Source organism: Mesorhizobium sp. M0954 (assembly GCF_040319155.1).
Taxonomy (GTDB): domain Bacteria; phylum Pseudomonadota; class Alphaproteobacteria; order Rhizobiales; family Rhizobiaceae; genus Mesorhizobium.
The window spans coordinates 156,769-183,291 of sequence record NZ_JAMYNR010000012.1 but is presented as its reverse complement, the minus strand read 5'-3'; the positions used below and the strand labels follow the sequence as shown (position 1 = coordinate 183,291).

Here is a 26,523-nt window from a genome sequence, read left to right as displayed (position 1 = left end):
AAGATTGGCATTGAAAGGTGTGTTTCGCAGTGCAACATTGGGTCTTGGCCTAATCTGCCGCGCAGATTCAATTGCGGGCGCAAATGTGCGTATTCCGATGCTTTTGACGTGTTGGGTTCAGATATTTTGCCTTTGCCGGCCTGTGGAAACAAAAAGGAGTTTGCTATGACCGAACCTGCGACAAAAATGGAATTTGGCGGCAAGACCCAGGCATCGACGGCCAAGCTGGAACTCGGCGGCAAAACCCATGAATTCAAGATACGAAGTGGTTCGGTAGGACCGGACGTCATCGACATCGGTTCGCTCTACAACACCGCCGGCGTCTTTACCTACGATCCCGGTTTTACGTCGACGGCGAGCTGCGAATCGGAAATCACCTTCATCGATGGCGATGCTGGCATTCTTTTGCACCGCGGCTACCCGATCGACCAATTGGCCGAGCACGGCGACTTCCTCGAAGTCTGCTATCTCTTGCTGTATGGTGAACTCCCGACCAAGGCGCAGAAGGACGATTTCGACTACCGGGTGACGCGCCACACTATGGTGCATGAGCAGATGTCGCGCTTTTTCACCGGCTTCCGCCGTGATGCGCATCCGATGGCGGTGATGTGCGGCGTGGTCGGCGCGCTGTCGGCCTTCTATCACGATTCCACCGATATCTCGGACCCCTATCAACGCATGGTCGCGTCAATGCGGCTGATCGCCAAGATGCCGACGATCGCGGCGATGGCCTATAAATACCACATCGGCCAGCCATTCATTTACCCGAAGAACGAGCTGAATTTCGCAGCCAACTTCCTGCATATGTGCTTCGCCGTGCCTTGCGAGGAATACAAGATCAATCCGGTGCTGGCCCGCGCGATGGAGCGCATCTTCATCCTGCACGCCGATCACGAACAGAACGCCTCGACTTCGACCGTCCGCCTAGCCGGCTCGTCGGGCGCCAATCCTTTTGCCTGTATCGCTGCCGGCATCGCCTGCCTGTGGGGTCCCGCACATGGCGGCGCCAACGAGGCAGCCCTGAACATGCTGGGCGAGATCGGTCATGTCGATCACATCCCGGAATTCATTGCGCGCGCCAAGGATAAGAACGATCCGTTCCGATTGATGGGATTTGGCCACCGCGTTTACAAGAATTACGATCCGCGCGCCAAGATCATGCAGAAGACCGCGCACGAGGTCCTGGGCGAGCTCGGCATCAAGGACGATCCACTGCTCGACATCGCCATGGAGCTGGAAAGGATCGCACTGACCGATTCCTATTTCATCGAGAAGAAGCTCTATCCGAACGTCGATTTCTATTCCGGCATCACGCTGAAGGCGCTGGGCTTTCCCACCACCATGTTCACCGTGCTGTTCGCGGTCGCCCGCACCGTCGGCTGGATCGCGCAGTGGAAGGAGATGATCGAGGACCCGCACCAGAAGATCGGTCGCCCGCGCCAGCTCTATACCGGCGCGCCGGAACGGGACTACGTGCCAATCGCGAAGCGGTGAAGGTGGTGAATGGTGAATGGTGAATGGTGAATGGTGAATGGTGAATGGTGAATGGTGAATGGGAGTAGCGAAGCGTCGCTCCCTGTCCATAGAAACCGCTATTCACAATTCACTATTCACAATTCATAATTCACTCACTTCCTCACCATCCCCATCACCACCCCCGCGGCAATCTCGCCTGACGGCTTGGCGGTTGCCATACGCCCGGCAATGTCGGCAAAACCATGCTTCTGCCAGGTGCGGTAGGCGGTATCGGAGCACAGCGCTTCCAACTGCCGCGCCAGATAATGCGGCCGCACATATTGATTGTAGTGTTCCGGCACAACCGGTCGGTCGGCAATGAGATTGGGCAAGGCTGCGCTCCATACTTTGATCAGCGGCTGCGCCATCCGCATGACCGGATCGAGCCGGTAGCAGGAGATCATTGGCACACCCGCCAGTGCCAGTTCCAGCGATACCGTCCCCGACGCGATCAGCGCCGCATCCGCCTTGCCGAAGGCCTGCCATTTGCGTTCGGCATCAAGGATGATCTCCGGCTTCTCGTCCCAGCTCGCGACCGAGGTCCTGACCAGGTCGGCGACGTGCGGCACCGTCGGCAACAGCAGGCGCAAGCGGTGCCCGCGCGCCCGCAGGATCGACAGCGTTTCGCCGAACGGCCCAACCAGGCGCCGCACCTCGCCGCGACGCGAACCGGGCAATACAAGCAACGTTTTCACACGGTCAGCGGCGAGGTTACGCGGCTGCGCCTGCGCCCTTGCGGCACTGACTATGCCCGGATCGTGTGTAAGGCGATGCCCGACATAGGTGCCGGGCGGCCCGCCCAGGCGAGCGAGTTCCTTCACCTCGAACGGCAGGATGCAAAGAATGTGATCGACATATGGCTTCATCGCCGCCGCCCTGCCCGGCCGCCAAGCCCACACGCTCGGGCAGACATAGTGGACGATCGGGATAGTCGGATCGGCGGCACGCACCTTCTTGGCGACGCGCAGCGAGAAGTCCGGACTGTCGATGGTGATAAGGCAATCGGGCTTTTCACCGGCACTCGCGTTTGCCGTCTGGCCGATCCGCCGCATCAGGCGCGGCAGGTCGCGCAGGATGGCGCTAAGCCCCATCAGTGCGATCTCGCTGCCGTCGAACAATGGCGCCAGGTCGAGCGCCTGCAAATGGCGGCCGCCGATGCCGACAAGCCGAACCTCGCGCCCGGTCATGCGCTTGAGCGCCTGCACAAGGTCGGCGCCAAGCAGGTCGCCGGACTCCTCGCCGGCGACGACGGCTATCTTCAACGGCCGCTCATTCGCCATGCGCCGGCTCCGCAGCAGGCAGGCCGATTACGAACAGGCCGAGCGCATTGGCACGTCCGATGGTGGCGGGACCTTCGAGCACTAGCGAGCGACCGGCTTCGACGGCAATGCCGGCCAGTCCGGCGGCATGCGCCGCCTCGACGGTCAGCGGGCCGATGGAGGGCAGATCGGCACGCAGTTCCTGACCGGGCTTGGCGCATTTGACCAGAACACCGCGGCTCCCGCCGGCCAGCCTGCCGTGCCCGCGCAACTCCCTTGTCCGCTCGAGCAGCCCGTCGGTGCCTTCGACGCCTTCCAACGCAATGGCGCGGCCGCCGACCGCAACAGCCGCTTGGCCGATATCCAGCGCGCCGATGGCTTTTGCCGCCGCGTGCGCCGCCTCGATGTCACGCCAGTCGGATTTGCGTGGCGCCGCCTTGGTCAGCAGGCCTTCGGCGGCGACCAGCTCCGGCACGATCTCGTGAGCGCCGACGACCTTGATGCCGCTGCGCTCGATCCTGCGCACGAACAGTTTCAGCACCGTATCGTCCCCCCGGGTTACACCGACGAAGAGGCTGGGTAGCCACGCGAGCAGGCCCAAATTGAGGCGCATGGCGCTCAGCCTGGGGCGGCGCGTGATATGACCCGCGGTTACGAGATGCGTGACGTGGTGCCGCTTAAGGATCGGCAGCAGCGAGCCGACGTCTTCCAGCCTCAAGGTTGCCTGCTCATAGGGCTCGAAATCGGCTATGCGATCGACCTCGCCGGCCGCCATCACGACGAAGGGCAATTTGCCTTGCCGGGCGAGCGCTCGGGCAATTTCGACCGGGAGACTGCCGCCGCCGGCGATGATGCCGACCTTGGCATTTGGCGCGAGATCAAGGCCTTTTCCGGCAGCCTCAATCTTCGTCATCTGCCCTCAGTCTTCATCATCGGTATCGTCGCCGTCGCTACCCTTGAGGGACGGCACGGCGTAGTGCCGCTTGCCGCGACCGGCGATGAAGTCGACGATCTTCATGGCAGTCGGCGACGAGGCGAATTCCGCCTTGGCAAATTCGATGTTTTCGCCGACGGTCCGGGAGCGATCGAAGATCGTCTTGTAGGCTTTGCGCAGCAAGTGGATCTCCGAACGCGGCAGGCCGGCGCGCTTCAGGCCAATGATGTTGAGGCCGCGAAGGCTGGCACGGTTGCCAACGGCGATGGCGTAAGGAATGACGTCGCCGACGATCGCCGAGCAACCGCCGAGAAAGGCGTTATCGCCGATGCGGACAAACTGATGAACCGCGGTAAGGCCGCCGATGTAGACATTGTCACCGACTTCGCAATGCCCGCCTAACGTCGCTTGATTGGCGAAGGTGGCGTTCTTGCCGACCACGCAGTCATGGGCAATATGGGCATAGGCAAGGAAATTGCCGTTGTCGCCGATCGTCGTCTCGCCGCGACTGGAATCGGTGCCGACATGCATGGTGACACCTTCGCGGATCGTGCAGTTCTCGCCGATCACCAGCGTGGTACGGCCGCCCTTGTGCTTGGTGTTCTGCGGCGGCCCGCCCAGTATCGCCATCGGATAGACCTTGGTCGATGCACCGATGGTGGTCGCGCCAATCACCGAGACATGGCTGACCAGTTCGACGCGGTCGCCGATCACGGCGTCGGGGCCGACGTGACAGAAGGGCCCGATGCGGGCGCCTTCGCCGATTTGGGCGCCTGCCTCGATGACCGAGGATGGATGGATGACTGTCTGGATTTTCATTAGCATTCGTTTGTCAGCCGCTTGCGACCATCATCGCCGAGATCTCGGCTTCCGCCGCCTTGGCGCCATCGACGAGGGCCTCGCAAGCGAATTTGAGAAGATTGCCGCGTTTCTTGATTTTCTTCACATGAATTTTCAGCTGGTCGCCTGGAACGACCGGCTTGCGGAACTTGGCATTGTCGATGGTCAGGAAATAAACCAGCGACGGCTTTTCCGTACCAAGGCTGCGGATGCAGATGGCGCCGGCCGTCTGCGCCATCGCCTCGATGATCAGCACGCCGGGCATGACCGGCTGGTCGGGGAAATGACCTTGGAAATGCGGCTCGTTTATGGTGACGTTCTTGATGCCGACGGCGGATTCGTCGCCATCTATGTCGACAATACGGTCGATCATCAAGAACGGATAGCGGTGCGGCAGGAGCTTCATCAGCCGCATTATGTCAACCGCTTCGAGCGTCGCCGCTGCGATGTCAGCCATTTCCCCCCTCACCCTGTTTGCGCGTCCGTGCAAGTCTGCGCAAGGCCGCTATCTCGCGCATGGCTTCCGCCATCGGCTGCGCCGGATATCCTCCCCAAATCTCACCGGCAGGCACATTGCTCATAAACCCGCTTCTTGCCGCAAGCTTGGCCCCGGACCCGATGGTCAAATGATCCGCAAGGCCGACACCGCCACCCATGGTGACGTTGTCGCCTACCGTCACGGAACCGGAAATACCCGAAAGCCCGGCTATAATGCAATTGCGGCCGATGCGAACGTTGTGCGCGATCTGCACCAGATTGTCGATCTTGGTGCCCTGGCCGATGATCGTGTCGGACATGGCGCCGCGATCGACGGTCGTATTCGACCCGATCTCGACGTCGTCCTGGATGATGACACGGCCGATCTGCGGAACCCGCTCCGGACCCTTGGCGCCGGCCACGAAACCGAAGCCATCCTGGCCGATCCTGGCACCGCCATGGATGATGACGCGATTGCCAATCAACGCATATTGCACGCTGGCACCTGGACCGACATAGCCGTCGCGGCCAATCTGCGAAGACGGACCGATGACCGCATGCGGGGCAATGACGGTCCCGCTGCCGATGGCAGCGCGAGGTCCGATGACCGCACCCGCTTCGATGATCGCACCGGACTCGACATGGGCGGTCGCATCGATATGGGCGTGCGGCGAGATACCGGTTTCGCCGGTCATCGGTCCAGGCGTTGCAGCGGCCGGAAAAAGCAGACGCCCGACCATTGCGAAGGCCTGCTGCGGGCGCGGATGCACCAGCACCGCGATGCCCGCCGGCGCCTTGCCGGCAAATTCGGCAGGGCAGAGAACCGCCGCCGCCCGCAGTGACTGCATCAGGGCGAAATTGCGCCTGCCATCGACGAAGACAAGGGCGTTCTCGCCGCCTTCGTTGGCGGGCGCCAGAGCCTCGATCGATACATCGAAGAGACCGGAATCAACAAGCGTCGAGCCGGTCAGATTCGCGACTTCGCCGGCCGTATACCGGCGTGAGGGCGCGAAGAACACCGGATCGGTCATTCCAGAAGCAATATCCAGCTAGCGCATGACCCCGAAATCGGAAATCGACCCTCGGAAAGGATCATGCGCAAATCAAAATGCTACAACGTCCTTTGCGCGTCCGATAGGACGCGCTGCGCTGTAGTGTCGGATCACTGCCATCCGGATCCAAACGAGCCGGAAGCATCATTGCCCGCACATCAGAAGCGGGTCGATATGCCGAAGTTGAATTCCTGCACGTCGTCGGTCTTTTCCTTCTTGACCGGGATCGCATAGTCGATGCGGATCGGGCCGAAAGGCGATGCCCACATCAAACCGACACCGACGGAAGCGCGCCATTCCATGCCGGTTGTCGAAGAATTGACAAGGCCACTTGCGATTTTGCTGCCGTAGAGCGTTGCCGCATCGGCGAACACAGCGCCACGCAAACCGAAGCTTTCGGGGATGACCGGCAGCGGGAACTGAGCTTCCGCCGAGGCATTGAAGTAGGTGGTGCCGCCGAGATGGTCATTGCTGTTGTCCAAAGCAACCGGGCCGATGCCGCCATATTCGAAACCGCGGATCATACGGTCGCTGCTCTGGAAATGATCGAAGACACGCAGATCGCCGTTGCCATAGCCTTGGACATGGCCGGCGCCGCCCGAAACGAGGCCCACTAGGTCCAATTGTTCGGACAGCGTCTGATAAATGCTGCCGCGCGCCGTGACCTTGATGAATTTGGCATCGCCGCCGACGCCGGCCACTTCGGTGCCGACATTGGCATAAATGCCGTCATGCGGGTTCTTCATGTCGTCGATCGTATTGTAAATCAGACCGAGACTGACCGAAGACTTGAGCCATGGGCTCTCGTTAACGCCGTTTTGGATCGCCTTGGAGACGTCGCAACTGCCCGTTGGAGGGGGGGTGCAGCCCTCGTCGAACTCGTACTTCTCTTGCGCAATATTATAAGCGAGTTGCGTCGAGATATTGTCGGTGATCGGCAGGCCGAAGCGAACGGTCGCGCCTGTCGTGTCGCTGTCGTAATGGTCGTAGTTTCGGCTCTGCTTGTAGATGTCGAAGCCGGCCGCGATGCGGCGTCCGAGGAAATAGGGTTCGGTGAAAGAGAAGCTGTAGTCGCGCGAGTTCTTGCCACCGCCCGCTGCCACCTTGATGAATTGGCCGCGACCGAGGAAGTTGCGCTCACTGATGGAGCCTTCGACGGACGGACCTGACGTTTCACCGCCGCTCGAATAACCGGCGCCGACGGTGAACTCACCGGTCGATTTCTCGACCACATCCACCACCAGCACAACCTGATCCGGCTCAGAACCCGGAACGGTGGAAATTTCGACTTTTTCAAAATAATCGAGCGCTTCCAGCCGCCTCTTCGCGCGCTGGATGAGGACCTGATTGAAAGCGTCGCCTTCGCTGACATCGAACTCGCGGCGAATGACGTAGTCGCGCGTCCGATCGTTGCCGCGAATCTCGATGCGCTCGATATAGGCCTTGGTACCCTGGTCGACCGTATAGACGACCGAGATCGTGTGGTTCTCGAAGTTGCGGTCGCCGCGCGGCGTCACCTGGGCGAAGGCATAGCCGGATCCAGCGACCTTTTCGGTCAAGGCGATGATCGTGTCCTCGACGTTCTTGGCGTTGTAGACATCGCCCTTGTGGGTCTCGACCACCGATTCAAGTGACTTGGCGTCGACCTCGGGGATCGTGCTTTCGACGCTGACATCCCCGAACGTATAACGCTCGCCCTCCTGCACCGTGATGGTGACGGTGTATTTGTTGGTGGTGTCGTCGAGTTCGCCGACAGCCGAGACGACCTGGAAGTCGGCATAGCCATGATTATAATAGAAGCGGCGCAGCAGTTCCTGGTCGGCGCGCAGCTTGTCCTCGTCATAGACGTCGTCGCGCAGCACGAACGACAGGAAGGACGAACGCTTGGTGGAGATGATGTCCGACAGCCGGCGGCTCGAATAGGCGCTGTTGCCGACGAAATTGATCGCTGCGATCTGGGTGCGGCCGCCTTCGTTGATGTTGAAGACCACGTTTACCCGGTTGTCGCCGAGATCCATGATCTGGGTGGTCACGGCGGCATCGTCGCGGCCGATACGCCGGTATGCGGCCTTGACCGCCTCGACATCGGCGTCGAGCTGCTGTTGCGAGAAGGTGCCGCGCGGCTTCAATTGCACCGCGGCCTCAAGCGCGTTGTCCTTGAGCTTCTTGTTGCCCTGGAACAGCACCTGGTTGACGACCTGGTATTCGGACACCTTGATGACCAGCGTCGATCCGACCTGGTTGATCTGCACATCCGAAAACAGCCCGGTGCCAAACAGCGCCTTGACCGCATCGTCGATATCCGAACTGGAAAACGCCTTGCCGGGCTTGATCGTCACGTAATTGCGGATGGTGTCCGCGTCGACACGCTGATTGCCGGTGACTTCAACTCTGGAGACGACAGCCGCCTCGGCGGCCGATGTGGCAACGAACTGCACTGCGAGCGCGCCTGGTACAACCAGAGCGGCGGACATAGCCACCGCGGACGCGGCGCTCAGAAACTTGGATGCTGCCTTCATCGGGCTTTTGTACCTTTTCTCGAAGTCCCCACGGCGAGAAAACCGGACGTGCGGTAATTTCCCCTACCGTATTAACCGGATTTTCCCTACACGCAAGGCTTCTGGTTAATTTGTATTTACTTAACCCTGCGGCGTGGCTTTCGCGTCACGCATATCCCCACGCATGGTAAACGGCGTCTCAACATTGCTCGTGCCGAAGCCAAATTCCTTCATGATTTCAGCACCCAAACAGATCGTTCCAGAAAACAAAGCCCATGAACCCGAGCACCAATATGAGGCCGCTTCGGTAAGCCATTTCCATCATGCGTTCGGACACCGGCCGCCGGATGACAGCCTCCACGCCGTAGAACAGAAGATGCCCTCCGTCGAGGGGGGGAATCGGCAAAAGGTTGAGAATCCCTATCCCGACTGACAGGAATGCAACAAGCTGCACGAGCCATTCAAAGCCGAGCTTTGCCGCCTGACCCGACATCTTGGCGATCTTGATGGGGCCGCCCAGCTGGCACTTGTCCTCGCGACCGACAACGAAACGTTGCAGGAACTGGCCGGTACGCTGGATGACGTGTCCGGTTTCCTGGACCGCTGCCCCGACCGCCCCGGCCGGACTATAGGTGATCAGCCGCGGCTGGCCGAGTTCGTTGTTGTTGACGACGCCGATCACGGCCACCTGGACCTTGTTGCCCAGTGCGTCTTGTTGTTCCATCAAGCGCGGCGTCGCCGTGACGGTGATTTCCTTGCCGCCGCGTAGCATGACGAAGGTGATGCTGTCGCCGGCGCGGCCAGAGACCAGACGCTGGACGTCGGCGAAGGTCTCGACCTTGCTGCCGTCGACGCTGACGAATCGGTCGCCGGGCATGATGCCGGCCGCGGCGGCCGGACTGCCGACAGTGACCTCAGCCACCATCGGCTCCAGCACGGGCCGGCCATGGACGGAAAACAGCACGGCAAAGACGGCGATCGTCAGCAGGAAGTTGAACAGCGGCCCCGCCACGACGGTCGCCGCGCGCTTCCAGATCGGCTGCGTGTGGAAGGCCACCTTGCGTTCTTCGTCGCTCAGTGCCTCGATCTCCTCCGAGCTGGGCTGGCTCGACGTCGCGTTCATGTCGCCGACGAACTTGACGTAGCCGCCGAGCGGTATGGCGCAAAGCTTCCAGCGCGTGCCGCGGCTATCGTTGAAGCCGATGATCTCTGGGCCGAAACCGATGGAAAAGGCTTTTGCGCCGATACCGCACCAACGCCCGACGAGGTAATGGCCCATTTCGTGGACAAAAACGACCACGGTCAGCACGAACAGGAAAGGCACCAGCGTGCCGAGGACAAAGCCCTCTGTGCTGAAAACCGCGTGAAAAATCTCGTTCAATTCATGCCCTCAAATTCATCCACGGCACAGATCACGCCGCGACTGTGACATCAATCCAGGCGAATCCATGACGCAGCCCCGCGTCGGCCCACCGACGATGCCGTTCAAACCGGAAACAGCCCCTGTGCCGGATGGTCGGCGGTCGCGGAAATCCAGCCGATGACGTATAGGGCGAAAGCCGCCGCGACAAGCCCATCTACCCGATCCATGATGCCGCCATGGCCGGGTATCAGCGTGCCGGAATCTTTACGGCCGTGGCGTCGCTTGACCCATGATTCGAACAGGTCGCCGGCCTGCGCGACAATCGAAAGCACCAGTGCGACCACGCCAAGCACGACGAGGTTGCCCGTTCCGGCTACGGCGGCCAGAAGCAGCCCGGCCACTACGCCGCCGACCAACCCACCGAGCGCCCCGCTCCGCGTCTTGCCCGGCGAGATCGACGGCGCCAGCCTTGGACCACCGATGGAGCGGCCGACGAAATAGGCAAAGATATCGGTCGCCCAAACCACGGCGAATAGGAACAGAATGGCCAGCAGCCCTGAATGGTCGCCGTCACGCAAGAAGGCCAGCGACAAGCCGGACACGGCCGCATAGGCAAGGCCGGATGCTTCCCACGGTCCTGCCCTGCGCATGGAAGAAGCGACGGCAGTGACAGCAACCAGAGCCGCGACGAGCGGCAGCAGCAAAGACGCAGGCAGGCCGGCGACGAGGGCACCAATAAAGACCACGATCAGCGCCTCGGGCAGAAAGCCGAGACCTGCCGTAGCACCAGCACCTGCCGGGGCAACGGGGCGGCTCATCCGCGTCCACTCGTAGAAGATGACCGCCGCCATGGCAGCGCAAAGCAACCGGAAGGACAGTCCGCCGAGCCAGGTCAGGGCAAGCGTGACGATGGCAAGCACGACGGCCGAAATGACCCGGAGTTGGAGGTTGCTCATTCCTCAGCCTGAGGCGACATCTTGGGCGGCAAGTCCGCCGAAGCGGCGCTCGCGGCCGGCGAAATCGCGCAGTGCATCGGACAGGTGCTCGCGACTGAAGTCGGGCCAGTAGCAAGGCAGGAAAACGAGTTCGCTATAGGCTGCCTGCCATAACAGAAAGTTGGACAGCCGAAGCTCGCCGCTGGTGCGGATGACCAGTTCCGGGTCCGGAATGCCCTCTGTATCGAGCGAGCTGGCAAAGGAATCGGCCGTGATCGCCTCGCTCTCGATCTCACCGCGCGCCACCGCCGCTGCGAGCTTGCGCGCGGTGCGCACGATCTCGTCGCGCCCGCCGTAATTGAAGGCAATGACCAGTGTCAGCGCCTCGTTGCTGAGAGTGAGCATTTCGGCTTCCTCGAGCAGCCCCCTTATGTCGGGCTGCAGCCCCGCCCTGTCACCGATGACCCTGATCCGCACCCCACTCTGGTGCAGCTCGGCGAGGTCACGTCGGATGAAAAGCTTAAGCAGGCCCATGAGGTCGCTGACTTCGGATTTCGGCCGTGACCAGTTTTCCGACGAAAAAGCGTAGACGGTCAGGAAGGAGATGCCGAGGCCGGGTGCGGCGCGCACTGTCTTGCGCAGCGCCTCGACGCCGGCGCGGTGACCGGCCAGCCGCGGTAAGCCGCGCGCCTTGGCCCAGCGTCCGTTTCCGTCCATGATGATCGCGACATGCGCGGGCGTTGCCATATTCTCGCTTCCGGGCCAGGCGTGGCCAGACCCTAGACCTGCATGATTTCCGCTTCCTTGTCGGAAAGCAGGTGGTCGATGGTGCTGATTGTCTCGTCGGTCAGTTTCTGAACCTGGTCGGCCCGTTTGCGATGGTCGTCCTCACTGATGTCGCCGTCCTTTTCCGCCTTTTTCAGAAAGTCCATGCCGTCCCGGCGAACGTGGCGTGCGGCGACGCGGGCATTCTCGGCATAACCGTGCGAGATCTTGACCAGCTCCTTGCGGCGCTGTTCGTTGAGCTCGGGCAGCGGAATCCTGAGATTGGTACCGTCGACGATAGGATTGAAGCCGAGATTGGCTTCACGGATGGCGCGGTCGACTGCGCTGACCATCGACTTGTCCCAGACCGAAACCGAAATCATGCGCGGTTCCGGCACCGACACTGTTGCCACCTGGTTGATCGGCATGGTGGTGCCATAGGCCTGCACCTGGACGGCATCGAGCAGGTTGCTCGACGCGCGGCCGGTGCGCAGCGAAGCCAGATCATGCTTGAACGCGGCGATCGCCCCGTCCATGCGCCGTTTGAGATCGTCGTACTCGCCACTCATCATCGTCTCCTCGACCCGTTAACCCGGGTTCACTGCTTAGGCCCTGTTCGAGCCTCATCCGCAACCGGTCCCTTTCGGGTTCATGGTCCGGTCAATCGTCTGCGACAACCGTGCAACGGCCGCCGCCCCTCAGGATATCGCCGAAGCCACCCTTCTCGTGGATCGAATAGACGATTATCGGAATGTTGTTTTCGCGCGCAAGTGCAATCGCCGCCGTATCCATGATCGAAAGCCTGCGTTTGATGACTTCGTCATGGCTGATCCGCTCGAAACGTGTCGCATCCGGGTCCTTCTTGGGATCAGCCGAATAGACACCATCGACCTGGGTGCCCTTGAACAGAGCATCGGCGCCGATCTCGGCGGCGCGAAGGGCTGCAGCCGAATCGGTGGTGAAGAACGGATTGCCGGTGCCGCCGGCGAAGATGACGACCTTGCCCTGGTTCATGTAGGCGGTCGCCTGACGCTGCGAAAAACTTTCGCAAAGCTCGGGCATGGCGATCGCCGACAGCACCACGGCGTCGACGCCGATCTTGTTGAGCGAGGTGCGCAACGCCAGCGAATTGATAACCGTGGCAAGCATGCCCATATGGTCGCCGGTGACGCGGTCTCCGCCTTTTGACGCAACCGCGACGCCACGGAAGATGTTGCCGCCGCCTATGACGACACCGACTTCGATGCCCAATGCGCGGGCCTCGGCGATGTCGGCGGCGATGCGGTCGACCACCGATACGTCGATGCCGAAATGCTGCTCGCCCATCAACGCTTCGCCCGACGCTTTCAGCAAGACACGTCGGTAGAGGGGCTTCACCGTCATCTGGTCCTCGTCATCGTGCGTGTGACGCGTTTCGGTGCGCCCCGAAACACTGGGCGTTCCGATACACGAAGGGCGCCGCGATGTCACGCGGCGCCCGAGCCGGAAGTTGAGATCGTGGACCTGGATAGCCGTCAGCTCACGCCGGCAAAAGTGCCTCGCATGAGCAGATCCGGCAGATAGCTTGCCGGCTTACCGCCAACCGCCTGCCCACCGGTCAGGCCGCCTTGTATTTCAGGGCCGAAGAACGAATACGGAAAGGGCGTGACCGGCCGGCTCACCGCATCGAGCCGTACCCGAAGATCTTCGGGAATGTCGAAATCAAGCGCGCCGAGATTGTCCTTGAGCTGGTCAAGCCTGGTGGCGCCGACGATGACGGACGCAATGCCTGGCCTGTTGGCCGTCCAGTTCAGGGCGACCTGGGCCATGCTGCGGCCGAGCTGGCCGGCAACCCTCTCCAGTTCGGCGACGATTTGCCAGTTGCGATCGGTGAATTTCTGGAAACCGGGATTGGTCGAACCACGCATTGTCTCCAGCCGGCCACCATCCTCGACGACTGTATCGAAACGGTATTTTCCGCTGAGCAGGCCGCTGGCCAATGGACTCCAGACCATGATTCCGGCGCCATAGCGCGTGCCGAACGGTACGAACTCGTGCTCGATGTTGCGCTCGGCCAGCGAATATTCGAGCTGAAGCGCCGAAACCGGTTCATAGCCGCGATGCTCGGCGACGGCCTGCGCCCGGCTTGCGTACCAGGCCGGCACGTCGGACAGACCGACATGCCGGATCTTTCCGGCGCGCACCAGATCGTCCAGCGTCCGCATCACCTCCTCCGGCGGCGTCAGCCTGTCCCAGGTATGGAGGATGTAGAGATCGATGTAGTCGGTGCCGAGCCGCTTCAGCGAACCGTCTATCGCCCGCAGGATGTTCTTGCGGCCGTTGCCCCCGGCGTTCGGGTTGCCCGGTTCGGCGTTGTAGGTGAATTTGGTACTGATCACCGCCTTGTCGCGCAGCCCGCGCTCGGCGATGAATTCGCCGAGCCAGGTTTCGGCCGTGCCACCGGTATAGAGATCGGCGGTATCGAAGAAATTGCCACCGGCTTCGACATAGGCATCAACCAAGGCGCGCGCGGTTTCCTTCTCCGCGCCCCAGCCCCATTCCGTGCCGAACGTCATGGTGCCGAGCGCCAGGCGGGTGACACGCAGCCCGCTGTTGCCGAGCGTGTAGTAGGACATGGTCATGGATTTCTCCTGAAGTTTGAAAAGCGGGATTGAGGTCTTGCCTGGGATACGCAGTCAGGCCTTGGCCAGCGCATCGACCACCACCTGGAAGCGGCGCGGATCGAAATAATCGTGGTAGGCGCTGATCAGACCGCTCTTGAAGTGGAAAATCGCGATATTGCTGTTGGTGTATTCAGTGCCGCCGATCAGCACCGCGCGGTTCTTGTACTCAACGACGATCGCGTCCGAATCCGCTGCCGGATAGATGGCTGTCAGCTGCGAATCGAAGGATTCGAAATTACCGAAGAGGCCTCGGAAGGCCGCCAGGATCGCGGCCTTACCATCGATGCTGTTTCCAAATCCTGCCGGCGGGTAGAAGACAAGTATACGGCCATCTTCAGCCCAAAGGTCGCCCCATGCCTCAATGTCCTTGCGGTGCATCAGATCAAAGAATTTACGCACGGTCTCGATATTACGGGTTCGTCCGGAATCGAGGTCGGTCATTAGACGTCTCCTTGGCTGCTCGGCGATTGCCGTGTGATGTAGCCAAAGATGCGCCCTCCTTTCCCCACCGATAAGATTGCATTATCCGAATGGACTATGCGATATCATGCATGAATGGACCGCGATCTGCTTAGCCACCTACCTATAATCGTTGCCGTCGCGCGGCGTGGCGGCTTCGCGCCGGCAGCCGCCGAGCTCGGCATGAGCCCGTCAGCGGTCAGCCATGCGGTTCGGCTGGTAGAGGAGCGAATCGGCCAGCCGTTGTTTGCCCGCACCACGCGCAGCGTCTCGCTGACCAGGCTGGCACCGCGCTTGTCGCTGCGGCGGAGCCGGCGCTGGAAGACATTGCCGACCGGATCGAACGTATCCGCTCTGTCAAAGGCCGGGCAAGCGGACTGCTCAGGATAAACGCGCCGCGTTTGGCGCTGCCTCTGGCGCTGATGCCCATCCTGACGGCGATGGCGGAACGTTACCCTGACGTGACGGTGGAGATCGTCACCGACGAACGTCTGAGCGATATCGTCGGCGAGGGTTTTGACGCCGGCATCCGGCTGGGCGAGATGATCGCCGAGGATATGGTGACGGTGCGACTGACAGGGCCTTTCCGCAGCATCATCGTTGCCTCGCCGGCCTATGTCGCCCGGCGCGGGCGGCCATGGGCGTTGGCCGATCTCGCCGTGCACAACTGCATCGGCTATCGGCTGTTGCGATCACGTGCGCTCTATCACTGGGATCTATCCGATCAGGGCAAGGATATCAGCGTCGAGACACGCGGCAGCGTGGTCGTCAGCGATCCGCTGTCGGCAAGGGAAATGGCGCTTGCCGGCATCGGCCTCGCCTATCTGTTCGAGCCGCTTGTCAAGCCTGACATCGAGGCAGGCCGGCTGGTCGAAGTCCTTGGCGAGGCATCGATCGAGGAACCGGGACTGTTCCTCTATTTCCCGCGCCGCGCCGCGATGGCCCCGAAGCTCCGCGCCTTCATCGACACCGCGCAAGAAATCGGCCGGGCATCCTCGCGGATACCCGGCCGAAAAAAGCCTTTCAAACGAATAGTTACTTCTTGACCGCTGCCGCGACTTCCGCCGCGAAATCGGTCTCTTCCTTCTCGATACCCTCACCGAGCGCGAAGCGCAGATAGGCAGCGATTTTGGCTGGCGCGCCTATTTCGCTCTCGGCATCCTTCAGCGCCTTCTCGACGGTAATGTCGGGATTGAGCACGAAAGCCTGCTTGAGCAGCACGACCTCTTCATAGAACTTGCGCAAACGGCCTTCGACCATCTTCTCGATGATCGCTTCCGGCTTGCCGGACTGGCGCGCCTGGTCGGCGAAGATCGCCTTCTCGCGTTCCACTGCGGCCGGATCGAGCTCTTCGGTGGTCAGGGCCATCGGATTGGTGGCAGCGACATGCATGGCAACCTGACGGGCGAAGGCGTTGGCGGCATGCGCGTTGCCCGTCGTCTCGATGGCCACCAGCACGCCGAGCTTGCCAAGGCCGTCGGCGACCGCATTGTGAACGTAGGTTGCGACAGCGCCGTGCTCGACCGTGAGCTTGGCCGAGCGGCGGAAGCCCAGATTCTCACCGATGGTGCCGACAGCGTCCTTGATGGTCTCGGCGACCGATTTGCCCGATCCCGGATAGGGAGCGGCGGCAACGGCCTCGGTCTTGCCGCCATAGGCAAGCGCGACCTTCGCGACATTGGCGACGATCTCCTGGAACGCAGCATTGCGGGCAACGAAGTCCGTCTCGGAATTGACCTCGACGATCGCTGCCTCGCGGACGCCGGAATCTACGCCGATCAGGCCTTCGGCAGCGGTACGGCCAGCCTTCTTGTCGGCCTTGGAAATGCCCTTCTTGCGCAGCCAGTCGATGGCTTCTTCCATATTGCCGTTGGTCTCGTTCAACGCCGCCTTGCAGTCCATCATGCCCGCGCCGGTCAAGTCGCGGAGTTCTTTGACCTGTGCAGCCGAAATGCTCATTGTCGCCTCTTTGTCTAAATGCACTGACGCACCATCGATTTTCGATGATGCGCCTGGTGCTGGTAGCGCTTACCGCGCCAACATATTGGAAAGATGAAGGCCGCAGCCGGCCTTCGCTACTATGCTTCCGGGGTCTGGGCTGCCGGGCTCTCGGCGGCCGGGGTCTGATCGAGCGCCGGCTCGACCGGAGCCTCGACCGATGCGCCGATATCGACACCGAGCGCGCCCTGCTGACGGGCGATGCCGTCGATAGCTGCCTTCGCGATCAAATCGCAATACAGCTGGATGGCGCGGGCCGCGTCGTCATTGCCGGGGATCGGGAAGTCGATCTTGTCCGGGTCGCAGTTGGAATCGATGATGGCAACGACCGGGATGCCGAGACGCTTGGCCTCGAGAATGGCGATCGCTTCCTTGTTGGTGTCGATCACGAACATCAAATCGGGCGTCGAACCCATATCCTTGATGCCGCCCAGCGCCTTGTCGAGCTTCTCACGCTCGCGGTCGAGGTTGAGGCGCTCTTTCTTGGTCAGGCCCTGAGCCTCGCCGGCCAGCATTTCGTCGAGCTTGCGCAGGCGCTGGATGGAATTCGAGATCGTCTTCCAGTTGGTCAGCATGCCGCCGAGCCAGCGCGAGTTGACATAGTACTGGGCCGAGCGCTGCGCGGCATCGGCGACGATGTCGGAGGCCTGGCGCTTGGTGCCGACGAACAGCACGCGGCCGCCCTTGGCAACAGTGTCGGAAACCTGCTTCAGCGCCTGGTGCAGCAAAGGCACCGTCTGCGAGAGGTCGATGATGTGTATGTTGTTGCGGGCGCCGTAGATATAGGGCGCCATTTTCGGGTTCCAGCGGTGGGTCTGGTGGCCGAAGTGAATGCCAGCTTCCAATAGCTGGCGCATGCTGAAATCAGGCAGAGCCATTCTTATTTCCTTTCCGGTTAGCCTCCACGGACACAGGCATTTTTGGACTTTGTCCTCGAACGCCACCGGAGGTTTCAGCCGGATTTCTCCCGGGCAGACACCAAAGTCCGTGTGTGGAATGAGCGCGCATATAGAGGGGAAGCGCGACAAACGCAAGCGTTGTGGCATCTTGTGGTTCAGCGCGCGGCGATCAGCGCACCGGTGTCATCGCAGCATCTTCCCCTTCGGCACCCGCACACGCCGGAAAACGGCGACGATCTCCTCGCGGCTGCACTCGATGGCGCCTAACCGCACTGCGCGGTCGCGCTCGAACCCGGTTATGTCATAGTGCGGCGCAGATGTCTTTGGCGGTCCTTGGTAGGACGCGCGCTTGATGCCGAGCTGCCCGGCAAAGCGATGCAGCTCGTCGGTGTCGTCTGCCAGCAGATGACACCAGCGGTGGCCGACCCATTTCCAGATCGCCGCATCGACATAGACCGCCACAGGCTTGCCGCACTCCTTCATCTTGCGCCGACCAACACACCGCTAACGATGATAGAAGGGATTGGCATAGAAAATGAAGCCGCCGCCAGCCTCGAGTTGCGTCATCGTCTTGGTGACGGTCTCCTGCATCCGGTCGTGCAGTTCGGCGAGTGCCTCCTCGACGGAGCCTTGATAGGCGTGCAAGCCTAGCGGCTCCGGTACCCGGACATAGGCGCGACGTGGGCCTGCCGGCTGCGGCACGAAACGGTTGATCGCATCGCGCAGCGTACCCTTGCAATAATCGTTGCGGATCCGCTTCAAATGTTCGGCGATCTCCTCCTGCGTGATGCGCGGGTTGGCTGAGGCCCACGGCCCGACACGCTGCAGGCGCTGGATCGCATCTGCCAGCGTTCGGACCTGCTTCTGGCTTCCGCTGCCATCCGTGCTTTCCCGCAGCCAGCGCCGCGAACGGCGCAAAAGGTCGGCATTGTCGAGCGTGCCGGCGTCGACCGAGACAAGTTCGGCAAGGCGACGGCCGAGTTCGGTCAGCAGGTCCTTTTGACGTGCGTCATACGAAGCCCGCTCATCGGACCGCAGGCCATATGCAGCCTCATCGCGAGACAGCAACGTCGCATAGATATGATGGATGCGCTCCGGCAGCGAATCGGCGGCACGGCGTTCGATTTTCAGGCTGTGCTCGACATAGGCGCATTCCTTTGCCAGCGCTGCCTCGACATTCCCCGTGAAAGCAAGCTTCCAGATCACGGGCGCGATCCAAACCTTGAAATCCGGATCCGTCAGGCGGCCGCGCTTCAACGCCTCGAACCCCATTTCGACCGCGCCCGGCAGCAGCGGGGCAATGATGTTGGCATGCCAGCCGACACCGCCTTCGGGATGCAGGAGCACGCCGTGCCCCTTCAGCGCCCAGGCCACCGAATGTTCCTTGGCGGCCGCGCTGTTGCCCGGGATTTGCGCGATCAGATTGTTGGCCAACCAGAATTTCTGCATCAGCCGGCCAAGCCCGTTGACGACGCCGTGCGTGGCCCAGGATGCCGCCAGCGGGCTTACCCGCGAGACGACCTCCTTGTCGATCATCCAGTCGGTAAAGAATTCAGGATGGTTGGGCGTGATGAACGTCGCCTTGCCCGCGCCGCAACAAGCCTTCAGCCTTTGCCGGTCATCCTCCGGAAAATCGATGTGGCGGACATTGGCGACGCCGCGCAAACCGGCCAGACGGTTGAATGGCAACAGGTCGCGAAACCCCGGAATGCCGTGCAGCATGACAATCCGGTTGACGAATGTCATAGCGTTGATCAGTGTCGCATTGGGCCGCGGCGCCACAAAAACGTCGATCCTGCTCAACCTGCTCCCCCGCGGCGCATACGGTAATAAAACGTTGATAGGCAATTGCGGCATGCTCAAGTCGATGCGACTTGCCCCGCAAGATTAAGCGCTACTATCCCGGATAGCGGCCGGCGGCTTGCCGTTCACTCGAGCTTATTTAGACGGGCAGGTCTTAGGCTGATCGAACAGTGACAGATTGACCAATTTGCCGGTCATCGAGAACTCGCCATAGTCCATGACGAGATCGCGCGTGATGCCGTTCTTGTGCAGCTTGAAGCTGATCCGGTATTCCGGCACCTCCTCGCCGCCTTTGTCGGCATCATCGAAATAGGCGATGTCGACCGGCCAGTATTTGTCGGTGGCGAGCTTGGCCAGCGCCGGCGCTTCCGGATCGGCATTGTCGGCATCGGCTTGCTTGCCGACGACGACGGTGGTGGTCACCACCTTGTTGGCGTCCTCAGAGCCGTCGAACAGGTTGGTTTCGTAGAAACGCTCGCCCTTTTCCGCCTTGCCGATCATTTCGACCATTTGCTGGGTCGGGAACTGGGTCGGCGCGAGTTCCAGGCTGTTCTTCTCGGGCTTGTCGATATCGACCTTGAGACCGTTGGCTTCCTTCGTTGCGGTACCCTTGACCTCCTTGTCGAGGTTCTGGTCGACAAAGGATTTGTTCACGAAGGAGAAGGTCTTGCCCTCGGCATCCTCGAAGGTGGTCATCTGCTGGTCGGTCAGCCTTGTGTTGTCGCTGGTTACGATCTGGGTCACCAAACGGAACTTTACCGTATAGCCCTCGCAAGGCGAGCCGTTGAACTCGTAGACCATGCGGCCGGTGATGCCGGTAATGCCGGAACGGTCTGAAGCCTTGTCGAGTGAAATGTCGTAAACAGCACGATGCGCCTGCAGCGCAGGCACCGCAAAAGCGGGAGCCGCCCAGGAAGCCGCTGTCAAGAGAACGGCGTTGAATGCGAGGCGCGTTGCGCGCATGGGGTGCTCCGATCATCGCGGCTAGTGGCAAGCCGCATGGAAAGATGGTCCAGCTTAAAAAAAGTCGTGGCGGAAGCGAGGCAAAAATAGCAATTTCGGCCCGGCCTGCGCGGCACCTTCAAGCAATAGGGAAATAGCATGAGCGAAACAATCGAAAAGCGGCTAAGCGATCTCGGCGTGACGCTGCCGGCCGCCGCCGCGCCCGCCGCCAATTACGTGCCCTATTGCCGGACCGGCAATCTGCTGTTCACCGCCGGGCAGTTGCCGCTCAAGGAGGGCAAGCTCCAGGCGAGCGGACTGCTTGGCCGCGATGTCGACACCGCGACCGGCAAGGAAGCCGCAAAATACTGTGCGATCAACATATTGGCCCAGGCTCAGGCGGCACTTGGCGATCTCGAGAAAATCCGTCGCTTGGTGAAGATCACCGTCTTCGTCGCCTCGGCACCGGATTTTGTCGAACAGCATCTGGTTGCCAACGGCGCCTCGGATTTTCTCGCCGCCGTGCTCGGCGATCGTGGCAAGCACGCTCGCTCCGCCGTCGGCACCGCCTCCCTGCCGCTTAATGCCGCAGTGGAAATCGAAGCGATCTTCGAAGTCGAATGACCGGGACTGCAACCATGACCGATCTTTCCTGGCTGACCGCCCGGCCCGTCGCCCATCGCGGCCTCCACGACATGAACAAGACGCGCTGGGAGAACACCCTTTCCGCCTTCGCTGCGGCGACCGAGCGCGGCTACGCGATCGAATGCGATGTGCACCTATCATCCGACGGCGTCCCCGTCATCATCCACGATGGCGATCTGCGGCGGCTGACCGGCGAGGACGGCTTCGTCTGGCAGCGTACGGCTGCCGAGATCACGGCGCTGAAGGTCGGCGGCACCGCCGACCATTTGCCGACGCTGCAGCAGGCGCTTGATCTGGTCGACGGCCATGTGCCGATGGTTGTCGAGCTGAAAGGTGCTGCCGGGCACGACGAAGGCCTGGTCGAAAGCGTCGGCAAGATGCTCAAGCATTACAAGGGCAAGACCGCGATCATGTCGTTCGACCATTGGCTGATCCGCGAGTTCCCGAAATATGCACCCGGCATACCCGGCGGGTTGACCGCCTATGGCAACGACAACCACCTGATCGAGGCGCATTTCGCCATGCTGGCGCATGACATCGCCTTCACCTCCTACGCTGCCGGCGACCTGCCGAACCGGTTCGTCTCCTTCGTGCGAGAGAGACTCGGCATGCCGGTGATCACCTGGACCGTGCACGACCAGCCTGCCGTCGACCTGACCTTCAAATATGCCGACCAGATGACGTTCGAAGGATTCGAGCCAGATCTGGTACGGCTCGCCTGAGCGGGCTTGTATGGGTCCGCAGCGAGCTTAAGTAAACCTCATGGATCAAGGGGACGACTGCGAAAGACAAACGGCGAATGCGGAGCTGTCGATCCGCATCGCCGCGGGCATCGGCGCCTTTACCAGCGCTGAATGGGACAGCCTCGGCGGCACTACACGCGGCGATGCAGAATACGGCTACAACCCGCTTGTTTCATTCGCTTTTTTGAGCGCGCTGGAAGATTCCGGCTGCGCTGTTCGGCGCACAGGCTGGCAAGGCCATCACCTCAGGCTGGAAACCGCGCGAGGCAAGTTGCTCGGAGCGGTCCCCTGCTATCTGAAGTCGCACAGCCAGGGCGAATATGTCTTCGACCATGGCTGGTCGGACGCGTTCGAACGCGCCGGCGGGCGCTACTATCCGAAGCTGCAATGCGCGGTGCCGTTCACACCCGTCACCGGCCCTCGCCTGCTGGTCGGCAGGGGCGAGGACAGCCCCACCGTCAAGGCCGGTCTTGCGGCGGGCCTGAAGGCGGTGACGGATAAGCTCGGCGTGTCTTCCGCGCATGTTACTTTCGCGCCGGAGGACGACGTCCAGGTATTGGCGGCGGCCGGCTTCCTGCATCGCACCGACCAGCAGTTTCACTTCTTCAACGAAGGCTTTTCGAGCTACGACGATTTTCTCGCAACGTTAGCCTCGCGCAAGCGCAAGGCAATGAAGAAAGAGCGGCGCGAGGCCCTCGCCGACGGCATCTCGATCGACTGGCTGACCGGCAAGGATCTGACCGAAAAGGCCTGGGACGACTTTTTCGCGTTCTACATGGATACCGGCAGCAGGAAATGGGGCCGGCCCTACCTCAACCGCGATTTCTTCTCACTTATCGGCGAACGCATGGCCGACGACATCCTGCTGGTCATGGCCAAACGCAGCGGGCGCTACATTGCAGGTGCCATCAACTTCATCGGTTCAGACGCGCTCTACGGCCGCAATTGGGGCTGCATCGAGGACCACCCGTTCCTGCATTTCGAGGTCTGCTACCATCAGGCGATCGATTTCGCCATCTCGCGCAAGCTGAAGGTGGTTGAAGCCGGTGCGCAGGGCGAGCACAAGCTGGCGCGCGGCTACCGGCCCGTGACGATGCATTCGGCGCACTACATCGCCCATCCAGGTCTGCGCAATGCAGTGGCCGACTACCTCCAGCGCGAGCGGCGCGAAGTCGAGCGGATGAGCGAATATCTGGAAGAGCACACCCCGTTCCGCAAGGACATGGCGGAGTAGAGCAGCGAGACCCCACTCGCTCAGCCGCACGGGCCGCATGGCCGATGTCGGCCGATCGTCTTGCCCGCCCGGAATAGCTTCGCTACACCAGACAGCGAGCCAAGAACCGGAGCGCGCCGCATGGCCGAAGCAACCTACGACAGCAGCAACATCTTCGCAAAAATCCTGCGCGGAGAAATCCCTTCGCACCACGTCTACGAAGATGACGCGGTCATCGTCTTCATGGATGTGATGCCGCAAGGGCAGGGTCACACGCTGGTGGTGCCGAAAGCGCCGTCGCGCAACCTGCTCGACGCGGATCCGGCGGTGCTTGGCCCGCTCTTCGTTCACGTCCAGAAAGTTGCGCGGGCCGTAAAGAAGGCCTTCGATGCCGATGGCGTCACGGTTATGCAGTTCAACGAACCAGCTTCGGGGCAGACCGTTTTCCACCTCCATGTCCATGTCATTCCGCGCTTCGACGGCATTCCCTTGAAGCCGCACAGCGGACAGATGGAAAAGCCTGAAGTCCTGGCCGAAAACGCCGGCAAGATACGGATGGCGCTGGCAAGCTGAACCGGCGCAACCGCCCTGGCGGGCGCCGGGCGGTTAACCGGAAAATGTCATAAAAAAAGCCCCGGTGCCGGGGCTTTTTTGACTTGTGGATTCGTCAGTTCTTACGCGGCAGTTGCGGCACAAGGCTGCGCTTGCCACCATCCTTGCCTTTCGGCTCCGGCTTCGGCGCCACCGCCTTTTTCGCGGCGGGCTTCTTCGCCACGGCCTTCTTGGCCTTCGGCACGTCGTCCGGCTCTTCCTTCTTCGGCTTCACCGGCGCCTCGTCGGCGAGCGATTCGAGCTTCAGGCCGGTCTCGCCGGTTTCCTTCTTCTCGACGGTGACACGTACCGTGCCGCCCTTCTTGAGCTTGCCGAACAGCACCTCGTCGGCCAGCGGCTTCTTGATGTGCTCCTGGATGACACGGCCAAGCGGCCGGGCGCCCATGCGCTCGTCATAGCCCTTGTCGGCCAGCCATGCGATCGCCTCCTGCGACAGGTCGAATGTCACGCCGCGCTCGGAAAGCTGCGCTTCCAGCTGCATGACGAACTTCTGCACCACCTGATGGATGACCGGCACCGGCAGCGAGCCGAACGGAATGATCGCATCGAGACGGTTGCGGAACTCCGGCGTGAACAGCCGGTTGATCGCTTCGACATCGTCGCCTTCGCGCTTGGTCGAACCGAAACCGATGGCCGCGCGCTGCGCATCGGACGCGCCCGCATTTGTGGTCATGATCAGGATGACATTGCGGAAGTCGATCTGCTTGCCGTTATGGTCGGTCAGCTTGCCGTGGTCCATGACCTGCAACAGGATGTTGAACAGGTCCGGATGCGCCTTCTCGACTTCGTCCAGCAACAGCACGCAATGCGGATGCTGGTCGACGCCATCGGTCAGAAGGCCGCCCTGGTCGAACCCGACATAGCCGGGAGGGGCACCGATCAGCCGCGAAACGGTGTGGCGTTCCATATACTCCGACATGTCGAAGCGGATCAGCTCCACGCCGAGCGACGCGGCGAGTTGCTTGGCCACTTCCGTCTTGCCGACACCGGTCGGACCCGAGAACAGGTACGAGCCGATCGGCTTTTCCGGTTCCCGCAGGCCGGCTCGCGCCAGCTTGATGGCCGAAGTCAGCGCGGTGATCGCGGTGTCCTGGCCGTAGACGACGCGCTTCAACTCGATGTCGAGGCCTTGCAGCACCTTCTCGTCGTCGGCGGAAACCGTCTTCGGCGGGATACGCGCCATCGTGGCGATCGTCGCTTCGATCTCCTTGATACCGATGGTCTTCTTGCGCTTGGCTTCCGGCACGAGCATCTGCGAGGCGCCGGTCTCGTCGATCACGTCGATCGCCTTGTCCGGCAGCTTGCGGTCGTTGATGTAACGCGCCGAGAGCTCGACCGAAGCCTTGATCGCCTCGCTCGTGTAGCGGACCTTGTGGAACTCCTCGAAATAGGGCTTGAGGCCCTTCATGATCTCGATGGCGTCCTCGACAGTCGGCTCGTTGACGTCGATCTTCTGGAAGCGCCGCACCAGCGCGCGGTCCTTCTCGAAGAACTGGCGGAACTCCTTGTAGGTGGTCGAGCCGATGCAGCGGATCGCGCCCGAAGACAGCGCCGGCTTCAACAGGTTCGACGCATCCATGGCCCCGCCGGAGGTGGCCCCTGCCCCGATCACGGTGTGGATTTCGTCGATGAACAGCACGGCGCCGGGATAATCCTCGAGCTCCTTGACGACCTGCTTCAGCCGCTCCTCGAAATCGCCGCGATAGCGGGTGCCGGCCAGCAACGTGCCCATGTCGAGCGCGAAGATGGTGGCATTGTGCAGCACTTCGGGAACGTCGCCCTCGACGATGCGCTTGGCGAGGCCTTCGGCGATTGCCGTCTTGCCGACGCCAGGATCACCGACATAGAGCGGGTTGTTCTTGGAGCGGCGGCACAGCACCTGGATGGTCCGGTTGATCTCGCTCTCGCGACCGATCAATGGATCGATCTTGCCGGCCTTGGCCTTATTGTTCAGGTTGACGCAATAGGCAGTCAGCGCGTCCTGCTGCTGCTTCTTCTTGCCGCCTTCCTCTTGCGGCTCGGCTCCGCTCTGGCTGCCTTGCTCGTCGTCGGCGCCGCGCGGCGTCCGCGTCTCGGAAGCGCCGGGGCGCTTGGCGATGCCATGCGAGATGTAGTTGACCGCGTCGTAGCGGGTCATCTGCTGTTCCTGCAGGAAGTAAGCGGCGTGGCTCTCGCGCTCGGCGAAGATGGCGACGAGCACGTTGGCGCCGGACACTTCCTCGCGGCCTGACGACTGCACATGGATCACCGCGCGCTGGATGACGCGCTGGAAACCGGCAGTCGGCTTGGAATCTTCATCGTAGCCGGTGACGAGGTTGTCGAGCTCGGTGTCGATATAGGTGAGGACCGTATGCTTCAACTCGTCGAGATCGACGTTGCAGGCACGCATGACAGCGGCCGCCTCGGTGTCGTCGATCAGGGCGAGCAGCAAATGTTCAAGGGTTGCATATTCATGGTGCCGCTCATTGGCGAGCGTCAGCGCTTGGTGAAGCGCCTTTTCCAGGCCTTGGGAGAAAGCCGGCATGTTACCTCACTTCTTCTCCATCACGCATTGCAGCGGATGCTGATTCTGTCGGGCGAAATCCATGACCTGAGACACTTTGGTCTCGGCCACCTCGAATGTATAGACCCCGCACTCGCCCACCCCATGATTGTGAACATGAAGCATTATGCGTGTGGCGGCTTCGCGGTCCTTCTGGAAAAAGCGCTCCAGCACGTGGACCACGAATTCCATGGGTGTGTAGTCGTCGTTAAGAATGAGGACCCGATACAGACTGGGCTTCTTGGCCTTGGTTTTTGTGCGCGTGATGACGGCCGTGCCGCGACCGGCCTCATTGCCGTTGCTGCCGTTCTGCATTCGCACCACGTAGCTCGTGGCAGTCAAACCTATAGTCACGTAGTCCTGCCT

25 protein-coding genes and 1 pseudogene are annotated in these 26,523 nt (G+C 61.5%); 6 read left to right on the top strand and 20 right to left on the bottom strand.

Features of this window, described 5'->3' with window-relative positions:
* Positions 1-165 precede the first annotated feature (165 nt).
* Positions 166-1,494 (top strand): citrate synthase, encoded by a 1,329-nt coding sequence (gene gltA, locus NKH93_RS18610; protein WP_023674946.1) that lies wholly within the window; start codon positions 166-168, stop codon positions 1,492-1,494.
* A 134-nt stretch (positions 1,495-1,628) separates the two neighbouring features.
* Here gltA and lpxB read toward each other — a convergent pair whose 3' ends face one another.
* The 13 genes from lpxB to NKH93_RS18545 form a co-directional block, all read right to left on the bottom strand.
* Positions 1,629-2,795: a lipid-A-disaccharide synthase gene (lpxB, locus tag NKH93_RS18605; protein WP_352971297.1), complete on the bottom strand. Its 1,167-nt coding sequence runs from the start codon at positions 2,793-2,795 to the stop codon at positions 1,629-1,631.
* Positions 2,785-3,687, bottom strand: coding sequence for an LpxI family protein (locus tag NKH93_RS18600; protein ID WP_352971295.1), 903 nt, complete (start codon positions 3,685-3,687; stop codon positions 2,785-2,787). The genes lpxB and NKH93_RS18600 overlap by 11 nt, the downstream gene beginning before the upstream one ends.
* Positions 3,688-3,693: 6 nt before the next feature.
* Positions 3,694-4,527 (bottom strand): acyl-ACP--UDP-N-acetylglucosamine O-acyltransferase, encoded by an 834-nt coding sequence (gene lpxA, locus NKH93_RS18595; protein ID WP_352474276.1) that lies wholly within the window; start codon positions 4,525-4,527, stop codon positions 3,694-3,696.
* A gap of 13 nt (positions 4,528-4,540) precedes the next feature.
* Entirely contained in the window at positions 4,541-5,005 is a 465-nt protein-coding gene (gene fabZ, locus NKH93_RS18590; RefSeq protein WP_352502391.1) for a 3-hydroxyacyl-ACP dehydratase FabZ, read from the bottom strand.
* The gene (lpxD, locus tag NKH93_RS18585) at positions 4,998-6,056 is read right to left on the bottom strand and encodes a UDP-3-O-(3-hydroxymyristoyl)glucosamine N-acyltransferase (RefSeq protein ID WP_352971293.1); all 1,059 of its coding nucleotides are present in this window, start codon (positions 6,054-6,056) and stop codon (positions 4,998-5,000) included. Before lpxD ends, fabZ begins: the two co-directional genes overlap by 8 nt.
* A 179-nt stretch (positions 6,057-6,235) precedes the next feature.
* Complete coding sequence (bamA, locus tag NKH93_RS18580) at positions 6,236-8,596, bottom strand: outer membrane protein assembly factor BamA (RefSeq protein ID WP_352971291.1); 2,361 nt, start codon at positions 8,594-8,596, stop codon at positions 6,236-6,238.
* Between the two features lie 217 nt (positions 8,597-8,813).
* Positions 8,814-9,956 (bottom strand): RIP metalloprotease RseP, encoded by a 1,143-nt coding sequence (gene rseP / locus NKH93_RS18575; RefSeq protein ID WP_352685775.1) that lies wholly within the window; start codon positions 9,954-9,956, stop codon positions 8,814-8,816.
* A 104-nt stretch (positions 9,957-10,060) separates the two neighbouring features.
* Positions 10,061-10,894: a phosphatidate cytidylyltransferase gene (locus tag NKH93_RS18570; RefSeq protein WP_352448820.1), complete on the bottom strand. Its 834-nt coding sequence runs from the start codon at positions 10,892-10,894 to the stop codon at positions 10,061-10,063.
* Between the two features lie 3 nt (positions 10,895-10,897).
* A complete protein-coding gene (locus NKH93_RS18565) occupies positions 10,898-11,620 on the bottom strand; it encodes an isoprenyl transferase (protein WP_352971289.1) in 723 nt (240 codons plus the stop codon).
* Between the two features lie 32 nt (positions 11,621-11,652).
* Entirely contained in the window at positions 11,653-12,207 is a 555-nt protein-coding gene (frr, locus tag NKH93_RS18560; protein WP_084640965.1) for a ribosome recycling factor, read from the bottom strand.
* A gap of 91 nt (positions 12,208-12,298) precedes the next feature.
* Positions 12,299-13,021 (bottom strand): UMP kinase, encoded by a 723-nt coding sequence (gene pyrH, locus NKH93_RS18555; protein WP_352474282.1) that lies wholly within the window; start codon positions 13,019-13,021, stop codon positions 12,299-12,301.
* Positions 13,022-13,152: 131 nt separating this feature from the next.
* Complete coding sequence (locus tag NKH93_RS18550; RefSeq protein ID WP_352471651.1) at positions 13,153-14,259, bottom strand: aldo/keto reductase; 1,107 nt, start codon at positions 14,257-14,259, stop codon at positions 13,153-13,155.
* 54 nt (positions 14,260-14,313) lie between these two features.
* Positions 14,314-14,742 (bottom strand): nuclear transport factor 2 family protein, encoded by a 429-nt coding sequence (locus NKH93_RS18545; protein ID WP_352471652.1) that lies wholly within the window; start codon positions 14,740-14,742, stop codon positions 14,314-14,316.
* A gap of 114 nt (positions 14,743-14,856) precedes the next feature.
* On the opposite strand from NKH93_RS18545, the pseudogene NKH93_RS18540 reads away from it, so the two are divergent.
* Positions 14,857-15,806 (top strand): annotated as a pseudogene (locus NKH93_RS18540) (LysR family transcriptional regulator).
* Here the strand turns inward: NKH93_RS18540 and tsf are convergent.
* From tsf to NKH93_RS18515, 5 genes are all read right to left on the bottom strand, one after another.
* Positions 15,796-16,719: a translation elongation factor Ts gene (gene tsf, locus NKH93_RS18535; RefSeq protein WP_352471655.1), complete on the bottom strand. Its 924-nt coding sequence runs from the start codon at positions 16,717-16,719 to the stop codon at positions 15,796-15,798. The pseudogene NKH93_RS18540 and the gene tsf overlap by 11 nt on opposite strands.
* 119 nt (positions 16,720-16,838) lie before the next feature.
* Positions 16,839-17,636, bottom strand: a complete 798-nt coding sequence (rpsB, locus tag NKH93_RS18530) for a 30S ribosomal protein S2 (RefSeq protein ID WP_031211288.1) — start codon at positions 17,634-17,636, stop codon at positions 16,839-16,841.
* A 204-nt stretch (positions 17,637-17,840) separates the two neighbouring features.
* Positions 17,841-18,119 carry a DUF4031 domain-containing protein gene (locus NKH93_RS18525; protein WP_352971321.1) on the bottom strand — a complete coding sequence of 93 codons (279 nt, stop codon included), beginning with the start codon at positions 18,117-18,119 and terminating at the stop codon, positions 17,841-17,843.
* Positions 18,120-18,161: 42 nt separating this feature from the next.
* A complete protein-coding gene (locus tag NKH93_RS18520) occupies positions 18,162-19,460 on the bottom strand; it encodes a lysophospholipid acyltransferase family protein (protein ID WP_352540569.1) in 1,299 nt (432 codons plus the stop codon).
* Between the two features lie 135 nt (positions 19,461-19,595).
* Entirely contained in the window at positions 19,596-20,423 is an 828-nt protein-coding gene (locus tag NKH93_RS18515) for a cell envelope integrity EipB family protein (protein WP_023674927.1), read from the bottom strand.
* Between the two features lie 138 nt (positions 20,424-20,561).
* Here NKH93_RS18515 and NKH93_RS18510 point away from each other — a divergent pair, with 138 nt between their 5' ends.
* From NKH93_RS18510 to NKH93_RS18495, 4 genes are all read left to right on the top strand, one after another.
* Complete coding sequence (locus tag NKH93_RS18510) at positions 20,562-21,026, top strand: RidA family protein (protein WP_352448812.1); 465 nt, start codon at positions 20,562-20,564, stop codon at positions 21,024-21,026.
* Positions 21,027-21,040: 14 nt separating this feature from the next.
* Positions 21,041-21,769, top strand: coding sequence for a glycerophosphodiester phosphodiesterase (locus tag NKH93_RS18505; RefSeq protein ID WP_352540570.1), 729 nt, complete (start codon positions 21,041-21,043; stop codon positions 21,767-21,769).
* A 40-nt stretch (positions 21,770-21,809) separates the two neighbouring features.
* On the top strand, positions 21,810-23,024 hold the full coding sequence (locus NKH93_RS18500; RefSeq protein WP_352971283.1) for a GNAT family N-acetyltransferase: 1,215 nt from the start codon (positions 21,810-21,812) through the stop codon (positions 23,022-23,024).
* A gap of 120 nt (positions 23,025-23,144) precedes the next feature.
* Complete coding sequence (locus NKH93_RS18495) at positions 23,145-23,576, top strand: HIT family protein (RefSeq protein WP_352540572.1); 432 nt, start codon at positions 23,145-23,147, stop codon at positions 23,574-23,576.
* A gap of 94 nt (positions 23,577-23,670) precedes the next feature.
* Here NKH93_RS18495 and clpA read toward each other — a convergent pair whose 3' ends face one another.
* Together clpA and clpS are read right to left on the bottom strand one after the other, a co-directional pair.
* Entirely contained in the window at positions 23,671-26,139 is a 2,469-nt protein-coding gene (gene clpA, locus NKH93_RS18490; RefSeq protein WP_352613749.1) for an ATP-dependent Clp protease ATP-binding subunit ClpA, read from the bottom strand.
* Between the two features lie 6 nt (positions 26,140-26,145).
* On the bottom strand, positions 26,146-26,472 hold the full coding sequence (clpS, locus tag NKH93_RS18485; RefSeq protein ID WP_352971281.1) for an ATP-dependent Clp protease adapter ClpS: 327 nt from the start codon (positions 26,470-26,472) through the stop codon (positions 26,146-26,148).
* Positions 26,473-26,523 lie beyond the last annotated feature (51 nt).